Source organism: Arthrobacter sulfonylureivorans (assembly GCF_047607445.1).
GTDB lineage: Bacteria > Actinomycetota > Actinomycetes > Actinomycetales > Micrococcaceae > Crystallibacter > Crystallibacter sulfonylureivorans_A.
This window is the reverse complement of record NZ_JBLKRT010000005.1, coordinates 131258-145041: the sequence shown is the minus strand read 5'-3', so window position 1 is coordinate 145041 and position 13784 is coordinate 131258. Positions and strand designations below refer to the sequence as shown.

General features: G+C 66.1%; 12 protein-coding genes. 4 read left to right on the top strand and 8 right to left on the bottom strand.

Annotation, left to right across the window (positions count from 1 at the left end; translation table 11 throughout):
• The first annotated feature begins 259 nt into the window (after nucleotides 1-259).
• The 3 genes from ACMX2H_RS04175 (at nucleotide 260) to disA (ending at nucleotide 3963) form a co-directional block, all read left to right on the top strand.
• Entirely contained in the window at nucleotides 260-1387 is a 1128-nt protein-coding gene (locus tag ACMX2H_RS04175; protein WP_414959097.1) for an FUSC family protein, read from the top strand.
• A gap of 29 nt (nucleotides 1388-1416) precedes the next feature.
• Nucleotides 1417-2784 carry a DNA repair protein RadA gene (gene radA / locus ACMX2H_RS04170; RefSeq protein ID WP_414959096.1) on the top strand — a complete coding sequence of 456 codons (1368 nt, stop codon included), beginning with the start codon at nucleotides 1417-1419 and terminating at the stop codon, nucleotides 2782-2784.
• A gap of 105 nt (nucleotides 2785-2889) precedes the next feature.
• Entirely contained in the window at nucleotides 2890-3963 is a 1074-nt protein-coding gene (disA, locus tag ACMX2H_RS04165) for a DNA integrity scanning diadenylate cyclase DisA (RefSeq protein WP_414959095.1), read from the top strand.
• Between the two features lie 23 nt (nucleotides 3964-3986).
• On the opposite strand, the gene ACMX2H_RS04160 is transcribed toward disA, so the two are convergent.
• A complete protein-coding gene (locus tag ACMX2H_RS04160) occupies nucleotides 3987-4613 on the bottom strand; it encodes a hypothetical protein (protein ID WP_414959094.1) in 627 nt (208 codons plus the stop codon).
• An 87-nt stretch (nucleotides 4614-4700) separates the two neighbouring features.
• Here ACMX2H_RS04160 and ACMX2H_RS04155 point away from each other — a divergent pair, with 87 nt between their 5' ends.
• Nucleotides 4701-5669, top strand: a complete 969-nt coding sequence (locus tag ACMX2H_RS04155; protein WP_414959093.1) for an HhH-GPD family protein — start codon at nucleotides 4701-4703, stop codon at nucleotides 5667-5669.
• On the opposite strand, the gene ACMX2H_RS04150 is transcribed toward ACMX2H_RS04155, so the two are convergent.
• The 7 genes from ACMX2H_RS04150 to lysS all read right to left on the bottom strand — a co-directional run bounded on the left by ACMX2H_RS04150 (nucleotide 5666) and on the right by lysS (nucleotide 13779).
• Nucleotides 5666-5917, bottom strand: coding sequence for a hypothetical protein (locus tag ACMX2H_RS04150; protein WP_414959092.1), 252 nt, complete (start codon nucleotides 5915-5917; stop codon nucleotides 5666-5668). The genes ACMX2H_RS04155 and ACMX2H_RS04150 overlap by 4 nt on opposite strands.
• Before the next feature lie 175 nt (nucleotides 5918-6092).
• Nucleotides 6093-6602, bottom strand: coding sequence for an amino-acid N-acetyltransferase (locus tag ACMX2H_RS04145; RefSeq protein ID WP_414959091.1), 510 nt, complete (start codon nucleotides 6600-6602; stop codon nucleotides 6093-6095).
• A gap of 9 nt (nucleotides 6603-6611) precedes the next feature.
• A complete protein-coding gene (locus ACMX2H_RS04140; RefSeq protein ID WP_414959090.1) occupies nucleotides 6612-8732 on the bottom strand; it encodes a prolyl oligopeptidase family serine peptidase in 2121 nt (706 codons plus the stop codon).
• Nucleotides 8733-8874: 142 nt separating this feature from the next.
• A complete protein-coding gene (locus ACMX2H_RS04135) occupies nucleotides 8875-11373 on the bottom strand; it encodes an ATP-dependent Clp protease ATP-binding subunit (RefSeq protein WP_414959089.1) in 2499 nt (832 codons plus the stop codon).
• A 165-nt stretch (nucleotides 11374-11538) separates the two neighbouring features.
• Nucleotides 11539-11871, bottom strand: a complete 333-nt coding sequence (locus tag ACMX2H_RS04130) for a histone-like nucleoid-structuring protein Lsr2 (RefSeq protein WP_136785607.1) — start codon at nucleotides 11869-11871, stop codon at nucleotides 11539-11541.
• 229 nt (nucleotides 11872-12100) lie between these two features.
• Nucleotides 12101-12259 carry a hypothetical protein gene (locus tag ACMX2H_RS04125; protein WP_169303941.1) on the bottom strand — a complete coding sequence of 53 codons (159 nt, stop codon included), beginning with the start codon at nucleotides 12257-12259 and terminating at the stop codon, nucleotides 12101-12103.
• A gap of 2 nt (nucleotides 12260-12261) precedes the next feature.
• The gene (gene lysS / locus ACMX2H_RS04120) at nucleotides 12262-13779 is read right to left on the bottom strand and encodes a lysine--tRNA ligase (RefSeq protein WP_414959088.1); all 1518 of its coding nucleotides are present in this window, start codon (nucleotides 13777-13779) and stop codon (nucleotides 12262-12264) included.
• Nucleotides 13780-13784 lie beyond the last annotated feature (5 nt).

Sequence of the window (13784 nt, the reverse complement as noted above, 5' to 3'; positions counted from 1 at the left end):
TCAGGGTGAGAACGGATCACGACAACCGGACGTTTTTCCGCCCCCGTGTCGTGCTCCTTTGACGCTATGGGCGTCACGTAAAGAATGTGCACGACCAAGGTGAACGCAAAGTGAACAAGACCGGACTGTTTGCTAACGAACCGCGCGCATGCCTTGCCTTCGTGAGCAGCCTCATACTATGGACCCGGTTTCGGCGTGCGGCCCGGCGGCGCAACCGTGGTCCGGCAGAATCGCGGATCGGCCCGCCTAGACTGGGAGCATGAGCGCAGGCACCCGGTTGACAGAGGCCCGGTCGTTCCTGCGCAGGCGAGGGCGTGCCGGTTTCAGCCGCAGCAAGTCCTCGTTCATGCCCGCGCTGCGGATCACCTTCTGCGCCGTCGCCGCCTACGTCGTGGCCGAGAGGGTGCTGGGCCATCAGGGCCCGCTGTTCGCAGCCACCTCGTCGATCATCGCGCTCGGTTTCGCCAAAGGACCACGGGTGCGCAAAGTGCTCGAAGTCGCCGTCGGCTGCACCCTGGGCATCACCGTCGGCGACCTGCTGCTGCACTTCCTCGGTCCGGGCATCTGGCAGGCGGCCTTGGTGTTGCTGGTCTCCATCCTGCTGGCCAGGTTCCTGGACAGCGGCACCATCTTCACCACCCAGATGGCGCTGCAGTCGGTGCTGGTGGTGCTGCTGCCCGCGCCGGTGGGCGGACCCTTCACCCGTAGCCTGGATGCCGTCATCGGCGGGGCCTTCGCGCTGATCGTGACCATGCTGATTCCTGGCGACCCGCGTTCGGAACCACGCTCGCACCTGCAGAAACTGCTGGATGAACTGTCCGGAGTGCTGCGCGAGTGCGCAGATGCCCTGGCGCAGAGCGACCCCACCAAGGCATGGCATGCACTGGTCCGGGCTCGGGCCAGCCAACCGCTGATCGACGACGTGCGCGGCAGCTTTTCCTCGGCGCGGGAAGTTGCCCGGATCTCCCTGGCCTACCGCCGCCACCGCGACGAAGTCGGCGACCTGCAGGATTCCGCCGAAATGGCCGATCTGGCCATGCGCAACAGCCGGGTGTTTTCGCGCCGCCTCACTTCGGTGATCAACCACGCGGCCATGACGGACGAAGCGATCGAAGCCTTCTCCGAGGTACTGCAGGAAACAGCCGACGCCGTCGAAATCCTTGCCGAAGGCCTCTCCGACAGCGATTCGGGAGCGCGCGAGCGCCGGCTCTCCGGGGCCAGGAACGATCTGGCCGAGATCGCCACGCGGCTGCACCCCAAGCATCTGGGCATAGTCACCATGGAAGGAGAGGGCCTGGTCTTGGTCTTCCGGCCGCTGATGGTGGACCTGCTCGAGGCCACCGGGCTCAGCCACGACGACGCCGCGGCCTACCTGCCCAGACTCTGACTGTCTTACGCCCCGGCTACGCTGGGTGCATGAGCACCAAGACCCGTTCCAAAGCCCCCGCCTACCGCTGCGCCGAGTGCGGCTGGAGCACGGCAAAATGGGTGGGGCGCTGCGGCGAGTGCCAGGCGTGGGGAACGGTTGAAGAGGCCACCCAGGTGGCGGCCCGCACCACCGCCGCCGCCGCTGTCGCCCGGCCGGCCGAACGGATCGCTGACGTTGATGCCACGAACGCCGCCTTCCGCGCCACCGGGGTTGGCGAACTGGACCGGGTGCTGGGTGGTGGCCTGGTGCCGGGGGCAGTCATCCTGCTGGCCGGCGAGCCCGGCATCGGCAAATCCACCCTGCTGCTCGACGTTGCGGCGCGGGTGGCACGGAAGGATCGCGACGTGTTGTATGTGACCGGAGAAGAGTCCGCGGCCCAGGTCAAGCTGCGCGCCGAACGGATCTCCGCGGTGGCGGACAATCTCTATCTGACCGCCGAGACGGACCTGGGCATTGCGCTGGGCCACGTGGAGCAACTGCAGCCGTCATTGTTGATCGTCGATTCGGTCCAGACGCTCAGCAGCAGCGCGGTGGAAGGCGCTGCCGGCGGCGTCACGCAGGTGCGGGAGGTCGCGGCGTCGCTGATCAACGCAGCCAAGACCAAGGGCATGACCACCATCCTGGTGGGGCACGTGACCAAGGACGGCTCCATCGCCGGGCCGCGGCTCCTGGAACACCTGGTGGATGTGGTGTGCCAGTTCGACGGCGACCGGCATTCGCGCCTGCGGCTGGTGCGTGCGGTCAAGAACCGCTACGGCCCCACCGACGAGGTCGGTTGTTTCGATCTGACCGAAGGCGGCATCGAGGGGCTGACCGATCCGAGCGGACTCTTTGTCTCCCGGACCAAGGACCCGGTCTCCGGCACCTGCATCACGGTCACGCTCGAAGGCCGTCGGCCGCTGGTGGCGGAGGTGCAGGCATTGTTGGCCGAGACCTCCAACGCCCAGCCGCGGCGCGCCACCAGCGGGCTGGATTCTTCCCGCGTGGCGATGATGATGGCCGTGCTGCAGCGCCGGGCATCAATGTCGCTGCACAAGGACGACAGCTACGTGGCGACAGTGGGCGGGGTCCGGCTGGGCGAACCGGCCACCGATCTGGCCACCGTGCTGGCCATTGCCTCAGCGAAGACCAACCAGCCGCTGCCGCCGCAATTGATCGCCTTCGGTGAAGTTGGCCTGGCCGGCGAAGTGCGGCCAGTGCCGGGCATCGGCCGGCGCATCCAGGAAGCGGAACGGCTCGGGTTCACCCACGCTATCGTTCCGGCTTCCCCGGATGGAACAGGCCAGGTTCCGGCCGGATTCACGGTCAAGGAAGTGCATACCGTCTCCGAAGCGCTGTCTACGCTCTTCCGCTGAGCGGCCGGGGAGAAGAATAGCCCGAATCCGGCACTATCATGGAGCCTGAGGCTGTCCGGACGGCGGCCCTGCTCCCATGCCCGCCTGCCCTAAGGAAACGCCCATATGGTCAAGAGCCCCGAGGACGCCCTCAAGGCGACACTGGCCCGCGTAGCTCCGGGAACCCAACTGCGCGACGGGTTGGAACGAATCCTTCGTGGGCGCACCGGCGCGCTCATCGTGCTGGGCTACGACCAGCAGGTGGAAGAGATCAGCAGCGGCGGGTTCGATATCGGAATCGAATTCTCACCCACCAGGCTTCGGGAACTCGCAAAAATGGACGGCGCCATCGTCTGTGACAAGGACGCGGCGACCATCGTCAAGGCCGCAGTACAGCTGGTCCCGGACCCTTCCATCGCCACCCAGGAGTCGGGCACCCGGCACCGCACCGCCGAACGAGTCGCGATCCAGACCGGGCTGCCGGTGATTTCGGTGAGCCAGTCCATGCAGATCATCGCGCTGTATGTGGAAGGCATCCGGCATGTGCTGGAGGGCTCCGAACCGGTGCTTGCCCGCGCCAACCAGGCGCTGGCCACCTTGGAGCGCTACCGCGCGCGGCTGGACCAGGTCACCGGCTCGCTCTCCGCGCTGGAAATCGAGGCCATGGTCACCGTCCGGGACGTGGCCGTGACCCTGCAGCGGCAGGAAATGGTCCGCCGCATCTCCGACGAGATCTCGCAATACGTCCTTGAGCTCGGCGTGGACGGCCGGCTGCTCTCCCTGCAGCTGGATGAGCTGACCTCGGGGCTGGGCCCGGACAGCGAAATGATCCTGCGCGACTACGCGGAAATCAAGGGCGGCATCGACGTCGACAGCGCACTCCACACGCTGCGCAATTTCACCTCCAACGATCTGATCGATTTGGGCCGCGTGGCCAGCGTGATTGGCATCCAGCCCGGCCAGGACTCCTTGGATGCCGTGGTCCAACCCCGCGGCTACCGCCTGTTGGCGGGAGTGAAATCGGTGCCGCGAGCGGTGGCCGACCGTTTGGTCGACCACTTTGGCGGGCTGCAGTCGTTGATGGCGGCCAACATCGATGATCTGATGGCCGTTGACGGCATCGGCGAGCAGCGCGCACGGGTGATCCGTGAGGGCCTGTCCCGGATTGCCGAAACCAGCCTGCTGGACCGGTTCCTCTAGGATCTGGCGGGCCGGGGGCTCGGCTAACGCAGTTCGAACACGGTCTTCTTGCTGGATTTCTTATCCAGCTTGGTAGTCAGGACATAGGTGCCAGGCTGCGGTTTGGCCTCCACCGAGGTGCAGCCCGGGGCGGTCCGGTTCCGCTCCCAGGTAAAACGCGCCTGCTCGCTCTTGCCCGGCTCAAGCGTCATCATCAGTGGCTCGGGGTCCACTTGGCAGTCCGCCGAAGAGAAAATGCGGTCATCGCCGCTGGTGACCACAAACTCCATGGCATCGGTGCCGACGTTTACTTCGCACGGGCTCTTGCCCTTGTTGGCCACTTCCAGAATGAGCGTGGGATTCTCCCCGCTCCCGTAAGCCGCGGCATCGGTTTCGGCCCGCACCACCACGTCCGAGTCCTCACAGCCCGCGCTGGCTGTGGGGCTGGCAGCCGGGGCGCTGGGCGCTGCCGGCCCGGCCACTTCGGCCGAGGCGTCTTCCGGTCCCGGTCCCAGCAGGCTGGCGATCCAGAACCCGGCAGCCACGATGCTGGCCAGCACCAGCACAACCAGGGACAGCGCCACCAAGCGCCGGCGGCGATAGACCGCAGGGCTGGGCCGCCGAACAGGTGAACCCTGTCCGCGCCCGCCCGAAGTGCCGCTGCCTGCCATACCTCAAGGTTAAGAGACCGCATCGGCCGGTGCAGTCAGCACCACGCCGGGCAGTACAGTATTGGTTGGTCACATCGTAGGAGTTCCATGCCCCGTCTCGACGCCGCCGCTCCGGCTTCTTCCCTCGCATCGGCAGAAGCCGACCTGCTGCACCGGCGCATCCGCGATTGGTTTGCGGCCAGCGCCCGGGACCTGCCCTGGCGCCGCCCGGAGTGCGACGCGTGGGGCATCTTGGTCAGCGAGTTTATGCTGCAGCAGACTCCTGTAGTCCGGGTGCTGCCGGTCTGGGAGCAGTGGATGCAGCGCTGGCCTCGCCCTGCCGATCTCGCGGCCGATTCGGCCGGCGAAGCGGTCAGGGCCTGGGGGCGGCTGGGGTATCCCCGCCGCGCGCTTCGCCTGCATGCCGCGGCCACGGCGATTGTGGAGCGGCACGGCGGCCGGGTGCCGGACGACCACGGCAGCCTGCTGGAACTCCCGGGCGTCGGAACCTACACCGCAGCCGCGGTGGCATCCTTTGCCTTCGGGCTGCCGGAAACCGTGGTGGACACGAATATCCGCCGGGTACATGCGCGCCTGGTGACCGGCGCTGCCCTTCCCGCACCAGCGCTCACCGCAGCGGAGATGCGCCTGGCGCAGGAACTGATGCCGGCCAGCGGCACCAAGGAATGGAACGCCGGTGCGATGGAACTCGGCGCCCTGGTGTGCACTGCCCGGGCGCCGCGGTGCGACGCCTGCCCGGTGCTGGATCGTTGCGCTTGGGTGGCAGCCGGGCGCCCGGAACCTCATTACGTACCCAAGGGGCAAGCCTGGGCGGGCACCGACCGGCAAGTGCGGGGCGCCATGATGGCCGTGCTGCGCGAAGCGGAATCGTCCGTTCCGCGCGAGGTCCTGCTGGGCAGCATCGACCTGGCGGCCCTGCCTGCTGCCTACCACAAGCCTCTTCAGGCGCTGCGCGCGCTGCCAGCCGGGGACGAACAGTTGGGCCGCGCCCTCGACGGGCTGCTCGCGGACGGGCTGGCCGTCACCGCAGGCAGCGGGATCAGCCTCCCCGCCTAGACTTCGTTGGCCTTGTCGCCGGGTTCGCCCTGCTCGCCGCTGTGCTGTTCCCGCTGGTCGTCGGCATGGTCGCCGGGTTCGCCCTGCTCGCCTCTGTGCTGCTCCTGATGGTCGTCGGCCTGGTCGACGGCCCGGTTGCCGGCGATCCCCTTGGCCTTGTCCGCCAGGCCGTCCAGCTTGTCGCCCTGCAGTTTGTTGGAGCCGTCCTGCTGCTCTGCGTCGTCGTCGCCGAGATCTCCAACGCCCATGATGCTTCCCTCCGTCACGCCGGCATTAGGGCCGGCTGGTCGTCCCCAACGGCTCCACGGTATGTGCCGGGATCGGTCCGCGTCGACGGCTGATCGGTTCTTCACGGTCGAACGCTGCGTATCCGGTGGGTGCGTCGGCGGCAGACGCGAGCTGCGCCCGCGGCAGCCCGGCGGCTCAGAGCGAACGGATCATCCGGGTATTGCCCAGCGTGTTGGGTTTGACCCGGGCCAGGTCGAGGAACTCGGCCACGCCTTCATCGGTGGACCGCAGCAGCTCGGAATACACCTCCGGATCAACCGCCGACTGGTCGGCCATCACCTCGAAGCCATGCCGGGTGAAGAAGTCCACTTCAAAGGTCAGGCAGAACACGCGGCTGACACCCAGGTCCCTGGCCGCGCCGATGAGTTCGTCCAGCAGCGCGTGGCCCACTCCCCTGCCGCGCCAATGCGCCGCGGTAGCCAGCGTGCGCACCTCGGCGATGTCCTCCCACATCACGTGCACGGCGCCGCAGCCCACGACTTCACCGTCCGGCGTCTCTGCCACCCGGAACTCCTGGATGCCTTCGAAGTAGGCCACCGCTTCCTTCTCCAGCAGCACGCGTTCGTCGGCCAGCGGCTTGACCAGGCGGCGGATCTCCGTGACGTCGGAAGTGCGGGCGGGGCGGATCTTGAAGGCGTCGGTCACCCAGTCAGTCTAAAGCCCCAGTTCGGCCGGCAGTTCCGTCTCCTGGTCCAGCACGTGCCGGGCCAGGAAGTTGCCGACGACCGAATACCAGATCTTGGCGTGCTGCGGTGAGAGCACCCAATGGTTCTCGTCCGGAAAGTACAGGAACCGGTGCGGTGTCTGCCCGTCCGTTCCCGCGGCCAGCTGCGACCGTGACAAGAGTTCGTACCAAAGCCGCAGCCCCTCGCCGATCGGCACCCGGTAGTCCTTGTCCCCGTGTACCACCAGCATCGGCGTGTTGATCTTCTCCACGTGCAGATGCGGGGAGTTTTCCAGCGCCATCTCGGGAGTCATCTCCCGCTCCCAGTAAGTAGAGACGTCCGTCGTCGGTCCGAACTGGTCCAGCGCCCAGAGGCTGGCGTGGGTGACAATGGCCCGGAAGCGGTCGGTGTGTCCGGCGATCCAGTTCGCCATGTAGCCGCCGAAGGAACCACCCATCGCGGCCGTGCGGGCATCGTCGATGTCCTCGCGCTGCACGGCGGCGTCGGTGATGGCCATCAGGTCGGTGTACGGTGCCTGGCCCCACTGGCCCCAGCCCCGCCGGATGAAGTCGTCCCCGTAGCCGGTGGACAGGGCCGGATCCGGCAGCAGCACGGCGTAGCCCTGGGCCACCAGCAGCCACGGACACCAGCGCCAGCTCCACGCATTCCAGGAGCCAAGGGGACCGCCGTGCACCCACAGCAGCAAAGGCGCGGGGTTCTGCGCGGAAGCGTTCTCGGGCAGCGCCAGCCAGCCGCGCACCTCGGCCTGCTCGCCGTCGGTGCCCACCGGCGTGGTGATTTCCTCCAGCCGCCCTCCCAGCTCCGGCCGGGGCGCCGGCGCGGGCAACACCGTCGTGTCCCCGGACGACAGGTCGATGCGAACCGGCTCGGGCGGGAACAGGTAGGAGCTGCGCAGGGCGTAGGCGAAACGTCCGTCCGGGCTGACCACGACGTCGGAGTAGGCCGCATCGTCGTGCGTCACCTTACGCACCGAGCCGGTGCCGGTGTCGATCTGGAACAGCGGAGCGCGGCCGCCGTCGTCGGCTGTCACCAGCAGGCCCGACCCGTCGGGCAGCCAGGCGGCGGGATGCGGCCAGCGATCCCAATCTGCGGCCAGCGGACGCAGTTCGCCGCCGCCCAGCGGGAGGAGACCCAGGCTGACCGAAGGAACTGTCTGCGGCCCGGATACGGACTCGCAGACCACCACCACGGTGCTGTTGTCGGGGCTGACCGGACCGGGAGAGTAGTCGGTATCCGAGCTATCCAGCAGGATCCGCCGTTCGCCCGTGCCGGTATCCACGGCGGCAAGTACGCTGCGGGCATCCCCCCGCGGCATGGGCTGGCGGACGTTGACCACCAGCGTGGCCCCGTCCGGGCTGAGTTCCGCGCCGGTTTCCATCAGGGCACTTCCCGCCCAATCGGTGATGCTGCGCAGGCTGCCGCTGGGCTCGTCGTCCACCGTGAAGGTGGTTGGCGCGTCATCCGCGGACTGCTGCAGGACGAAGTGCCGCTTCTCCCCCGGCCCCAAGTCGTGGTCCCAGAAGCGCACCGGGTAGCCGGTATGCAGGATGGCAGAGACCTTCTTGTCTTTGCGGGCGGTCCGGAGGTTCGCGTCGTCCTCTTCGCCGTCGGAACCCCGCAAAACCTGGGCATCCACCACCACGGTGTCTGCATCACGCGCACAGCGCACCGCGGCCACTCCGCCGGGGCGCGACAGCACCACGCGGCCCTCTCCTCCGGCCGCCGCCAGGCGCCACAGGGCGGGCACCGGTTCTTCAGCGGCATCATCGGGGCTGGGGCGGGCGGAGGTGAAGTAAAGATCGCCGTTGCGGGCGAAGGCTGCACCGGATTCGCCCTTGGAGCTGCGGGTGATCCGGCGGGCGGGGCGCTCACCGGCAGGGTCGACCTCCCAGAGGGCCGAGGTGTACTCGGTGGCGGCGGAGTTCAAAACGCTGACACAGGTCACCAGCCGGCTGCCATCCGGGCTGAGCGCCAGCGAGCCGAGCCGCGGCAGGGCGATGTAGCGGTCCAGGTCGCCGAACGGGGAACCGGAATCCTGCTGCAGGGGTGCCGTCGTCCGGATATCGGAAGTAAGTGCTTCAGAACTCATGGATTCAGTAAACACTACTTGTGCCACGGATCACAGATTGCTGCACAAAATGATCTTCGAGGTCGCTGCCGGATCCGGACGGTTAATACGGTTAAACCGGTGAACCCCGGCCGAAGCCGGGGTTCACCGTGCGCAGTGCTGGCTACTGGGACAGTGCCGGGGTGTCCGGAACTTCCTCAATCGCCTTGGGGGCGCCGGTGCTGGTGAACACGAACGTTGCCGCATCGCCTTCGCCGTCGACGTCCACGTGGATGGTTTCGCCGGGGTGGAACTCGCCGAAGAGGATCTTCTCCGAGAGCTGGTCCTCGATCTCCCGCTGGATGGTCCGGCGGAGCGGACGGGCACCCATCGTCGGATCGTAGCCGCGGGTTGCCAGCAGTACCTTGGCCGGATCGCTCAGCTCGATCTTGAGGTTCTTCTCGGTCAGCCGCTTCCGCAGCCGCTCGACGAACAGATCCACGATCTGGACGATTTCTTCCTCGCTCAGCTGCGGGAAGACCACCGTGTCGTCTACTCGGTTGAGGAACTCGGGCCGGAAGTGCTGCTTGAGCTCATCCTGGACCCGGGCGCGCATCCGCTCGTAGCCGGTCTTGGTGTCCGTGCCCGACTGGAAGCCGGTCATGACGCCCTTGGAGATGTCCCGTGTACCCAAGTTGGTGGTCATGATGATCACCGTGTTCTTGAAGTCCACAACGCGGCCCTGGCTGTCCGTCAGGCGGCCGTCCTCAAGGATCTGCAGCAGCGAGTTGAACAGGTCCGCGTGGGCCTTTTCCACCTCGTCGAAGAGCACGACGGAGAACGGGCGGCGGCGCACCTTCTCGGTCAGCTGCCCGCCCTCTTCGTAGCCGACGTAGCCCGGAGGGGCACCGAAGAGCCGCGAGACGGTGTGCTTCTCCGAGTATTCGGACATGTCCAGGGTGATCAGCGCGTCTTCCTCGCCGAAGAGGAACTCCGCCAGGGCCTTGGCCAGTTCGGTCTTGCCGACGCCGGTGGGGCCGGCGAAGATGAACGAGCCGGAGGGACGGTTGGGGTCCTTCAGGCCGGCGCGGGTGCGTCGGATGGCCTGCGAGATGGCCTTGATCGCCTCGTCCTGGCCGATCACGCGCTTGTGCAGCTCGGCCTCCATGTGCATCAGGCGGCTGGACTCTTCCTCGGTCAGCTTGAACACCGGGATGCCGGTGGAGTTGGCCAGCACTTCGGCCACCAAGTCCTCGTCAACCTCGGCAATCTCATCCAGGTCGCCGGACTTCCAGGCGCGTTCCTTCTCCGCCCGTTCGTCCTGCAGCCTGCTCTCCTGGTCACGCAGCGTGGCGGCACCTTCGAAGTCCTGGGCATCGATGGCCGATTCCTTTTGCTTCTTCAGCTGCGCGATGCGCTCGTCGATGTCCTTGAGCTCCGGCGGTGCGGTCATCCGGCGGATGCGCAGCCGGGCGCCGGCCTCGTCGATCAGGTCGATGGCCTTGTCCGGCAGGAAACGGTCGGAGATGTAACGGTGTGCCAGATGCGCGGCGGCATCCAGGGCGCCGTCGGTGATGGAGACCCGGTGGTGGGCCTCGTAACGGTCGCGCAGGCCCTTGAGGATCTGCACGGCGTGCTCCACGGACGGTTCCTCGACCTGGATCGGCTGGAACCGGCGCTCCAGCGCGGCGTCCTTCTCGATGTGCTTGCGGTACTCATCCAGGGTGGTGGCACCGATGGTCTGCAGTTCGCCGCGGGCCAGCATCGGCTTCAGGATGGAGGCGGCGTCGATTGCGCCCTCGGCGGCACCCGCACCGACCAGCGTGTGGATCTCGTCGATGAACAGGATGATATCGCCGCGGGTCCGGATTTCCTTCAGGACCTTCTTCAGCCGCTCTTCGAAGTCACCGCGGTAGCGGGAGCCGGCCACCAGCGAGCCGAGGTCCAGCGTGTAGAGCTGCTTGTCCTTGATGGTCTCGGGCACGTCGCCGCGGACGATGGCCTGGGCCAGGCCCTCCACCACGGCCGTCTTGCCGACGCCGGGCTCGCCGATCAGCACCGGGTTGTTCTTGGTGCGGCGGGAGAGGACCTGCATCACGCGTTCCATCTCATGCTCGCGCCCGATGACGGGGTCGAGCTTGGATTCACGCGCCGCCTGGGTCAGGTTGCGGCCGAACTGGTCCAGCACCACGGACCCGGCAGGAGTTCCCTCCTGCTGCTGGCCGGCGGTGACCGGCTCCTTGCCCTGGTAACCGGAGAGCAGCTGGATAACCTGCTGGCGTACGCGGTTGAGGTCTGCGCCGAGCTTGACCAGCACCTGGGTGGCCACGCCTTCGCCTTCGCGGATCAGGCCCAGCAGGATGTGCTCGGTACCGATGTAGTTGTGGCCAAGCTGGAGGGCTTCGCGCAGCGACAGCTCCAAGACCTTCTTGGCCCGCGGCGTGAACGGGATATGACCGCTCGGCGCCTGCTGGCCCTGGCCGATGATTTCCTGGACCTGCTCGCGAACGCCGTTCAGGGAGACGCCGAGGAACTCCAGTGCTTTGGCGGCAACGCCCTCACCCTCGTGGATCAAACCCAAGAGGATGTGTTCGGTGCCGATGTAGTTGTGGTTGAGCATGCGGGCTTCTTCTTGAGCCAGCACGACAACGCGACGGGCACGGTCGGTAAATCTCTCAAACATCTCGCACACTCCTAGCTACTGCGTACTTTGATGCTACGTGCCCGACTGCGTCTGCGGAGGTCTGTTCGCCCTAGGGGTAATGCCCTGCCGGAGAGCGCAAAGCGAGGCGGACAGTTGCCTGTCCGCCCCGCCGATTGATCTGCCCGCGCTGGAACGGGCCGCCCGCTATCCCCCGTGGGCGGCCTTGTAGGCCTCAATGATCTCCGATTGCACACGACCACGGTCGCTGACGTTGTAACCGTTGTCCCGCGCCCACGCCCGAATTGCCGAGGCATCCTGGCTGCGGGTGCTGCTGGCCGGCTTTCCGGCCCGTGCGCCGCGGGAAGGAATCTTCCGACCGGCGGAAATGTACGGCTTTAGTGCGTCGCGAAGGGCCGCGGCATTCGTTGAAGAAAGATCAATCTCGTAACTGCTGGAATCCATGCTGAAGCGGACCGTTTCATCCGCCGAGCCACCATCCAGATCGTCAACCAGAATGATTTTTACTTCTTGCGCCACGGAAGGCTCCTTTAGTGAGTGGATCTATTTGGCCGGGATTGCCGAACCAAATTGATTATTGCGCACACTCGATTTGAAGGCAATACGAACTGATTAATGGAAACTAGGAAAAATCCGGTATGAGTGATATTGGTTTGCCCGTAATGGGCGCAAACCACGTGTTCTGTAGTGCTTAAAGGAGAAACCCCGGACAATCGATCATTGTCCAGGGTTTCCGGGGTGTTAGCCGTTATTCGGTGCCGCCTTCGGCTGCACGCCTATCGGCCTCGTGCTCAGCTTCGGCCAATGCTTCGCGTTCTTTGCGGTCGGCATTGAATATGGCTTTCATCACGAAATAGAACAAGAGTCCAACGCCGAGCGACGGCGCAAGTACCCAGAGATATTCCATCCTTAGCCCACCTCCGGCTTCAGCAGCGGGAACAGTATGGTCTCCCTGATTCCCACCTGGGTGAAGAGCATCACCAGCCGGTCAATGCCCAGTCCGATGCCGCCCATCGGCGGAGCACCGTATTCGAGCGCGCGCAGGAAGTCTTCATCCAGCTGCATGGCCTCCTCGTCGCCGGCAGCTGCCAAACGCGACTGCTGGGTCAGCCGTTCGCGCTGGATTACCGGATCAATCAGCTCGGAGAATGCGGTGCCGCGCTCCATTCCGCCGATAATCAGATCCCAGGCCTCAATCAGGCCCGGCTTATCCCGGTGGTTTCGTGCCAGCGGTTGCGCAGCGGGCGGATAATCGTAAACGAAGGTCGGCTGCAGCAGGGTGGGCTCGACGATTTCGCCGAACAACTCGACCACCGTTTTCTGGGTGTCCCACTTCGGATCGATCTTCACGCCGTGCTTGTCGGCAATTTCGCGCAGCACGTGCCCGCCGGTCTCCGGAGTGATTTCCTGGCCCACCGCTTCGGACAATCCCGGGTAGACCGCCAGCCAGCGCCATTCTCCATTCAGGTCGATGGTGCCCTGCGGGGTTTCCAGCACGCGGGTACCCAGGCTGTCGGCCACATTAAGGATCATCTCCTTGATCCGGTCAGCCATCACGAACTGGTCGGCGTAAGCCTCGTAGCTTTCCAGTGTGGTGAATTCCGGGCTGTGCGTGGAATCCACGCCCTCGTTGCGGAAAATCCGACCGAGCTCGAAGACCCGGTCAATACCACCGACCACTGCACGCTTGAGGTAGAGCTCGGTGGCGATGCGCAGGGTCATGTCCTGGTTGAACGCGTTCAGGTGCGTTTCGAACGGACGCGCCGTGGCACCGCCGTGGATCAACTGCAGCATGGGCGTCTCCACTTCCACATAGCCATGGGAGTGGAGGGTGTCCCGGATGGAGCGGATCACGGCTGCGCGGGTGTACACCATCTGCCGGGCTTCGTCGCGGACCATCAGGTCCACATAGCGTTGCCGTACCCGGGTCTCTTCGTTGAGGCCGGCGTGGAGCACGGGCAGGGGACGCAGCGCCTTGGAGGCCATTTGCCAGGTGTTGGCCATGACGGACAGCTCTCCGCGCTTGGAGCTGATGACCTCGCCGCGGATGAACACGTGGTCGCCCAGGTCCACCAGCGCCTTCCAGTCCGCCAGCGCTTCCTCGCCGATGTTGGCCAGGCTCAACATGGCCTGCAGCCGGGTGCCATTGCCTTCCTGCAAGGTGGCGAAGCACAGCTTTCCGGTGTTGCGGATGAAGACCACACGGCCGGACACGCCGACGATGTCTCCGGTGGTTTCGTCCGCCTCGAGGTGGCCGTACTTTTCCCGCACCTCGGCCAGCGTGTGGGTCCGGTCCACCCCCACCGGGTAGGCCTCCACGCCGCGTTCAAGTAGTTTGGCGCGCTTGGCCATGCGCACGTGCATCTGCTCGGAGGCGTCGGCAGCCTCGGCTGTGGGATGAGGAGTGGGGGAATTTTCGCGGGTCACGGTAG

Coding starts and splice junctions, on each gene's coding strand:
- ACMX2H_RS04175 (WP_414959097.1), top strand. CDS start 260: ATGAGCGCAGGCACCCGGTTGACAGAGGCCCGGTCGTTCCTGCGCAGG.
- radA (WP_414959096.1), top strand. CDS start 1,417: ATGAGCACCAAGACCCGTTCCAAAGCCCCCGCCTACCGCTGCGCCGAG.
- disA (WP_414959095.1), top strand. CDS start 2,890: ATGGTCAAGAGCCCCGAGGACGCCCTCAAGGCGACACTGGCCCGCGTA.
- ACMX2H_RS04160 (WP_414959094.1), bottom strand. CDS start 4,613: ATGGCAGGCAGCGGCACTTCGGGCGGGCGCGGACAGGGTTCACCTGTT.
- ACMX2H_RS04155 (WP_414959093.1), top strand. CDS start 4,701: ATGCCCCGTCTCGACGCCGCCGCTCCGGCTTCTTCCCTCGCATCGGCA.
- ACMX2H_RS04150 (WP_414959092.1), bottom strand. CDS start 5,917: ATGGGCGTTGGAGATCTCGGCGACGACGACGCAGAGCAGCAGGACGGC.
- ACMX2H_RS04140 (WP_414959090.1), bottom strand. CDS start 8,732: ATGAGTTCTGAAGCACTTACTTCCGATATCCGGACGACGGCACCCCTG.
- ACMX2H_RS04135 (WP_414959089.1), bottom strand. CDS start 11,373: ATGTTTGAGAGATTTACCGACCGTGCCCGTCGCGTTGTCGTGCTGGCT.
- ACMX2H_RS04125 (WP_169303941.1), bottom strand. CDS start 12,259: ATGGAATATCTCTGGGTACTTGCGCCGTCGCTCGGCGTTGGACTCTTG.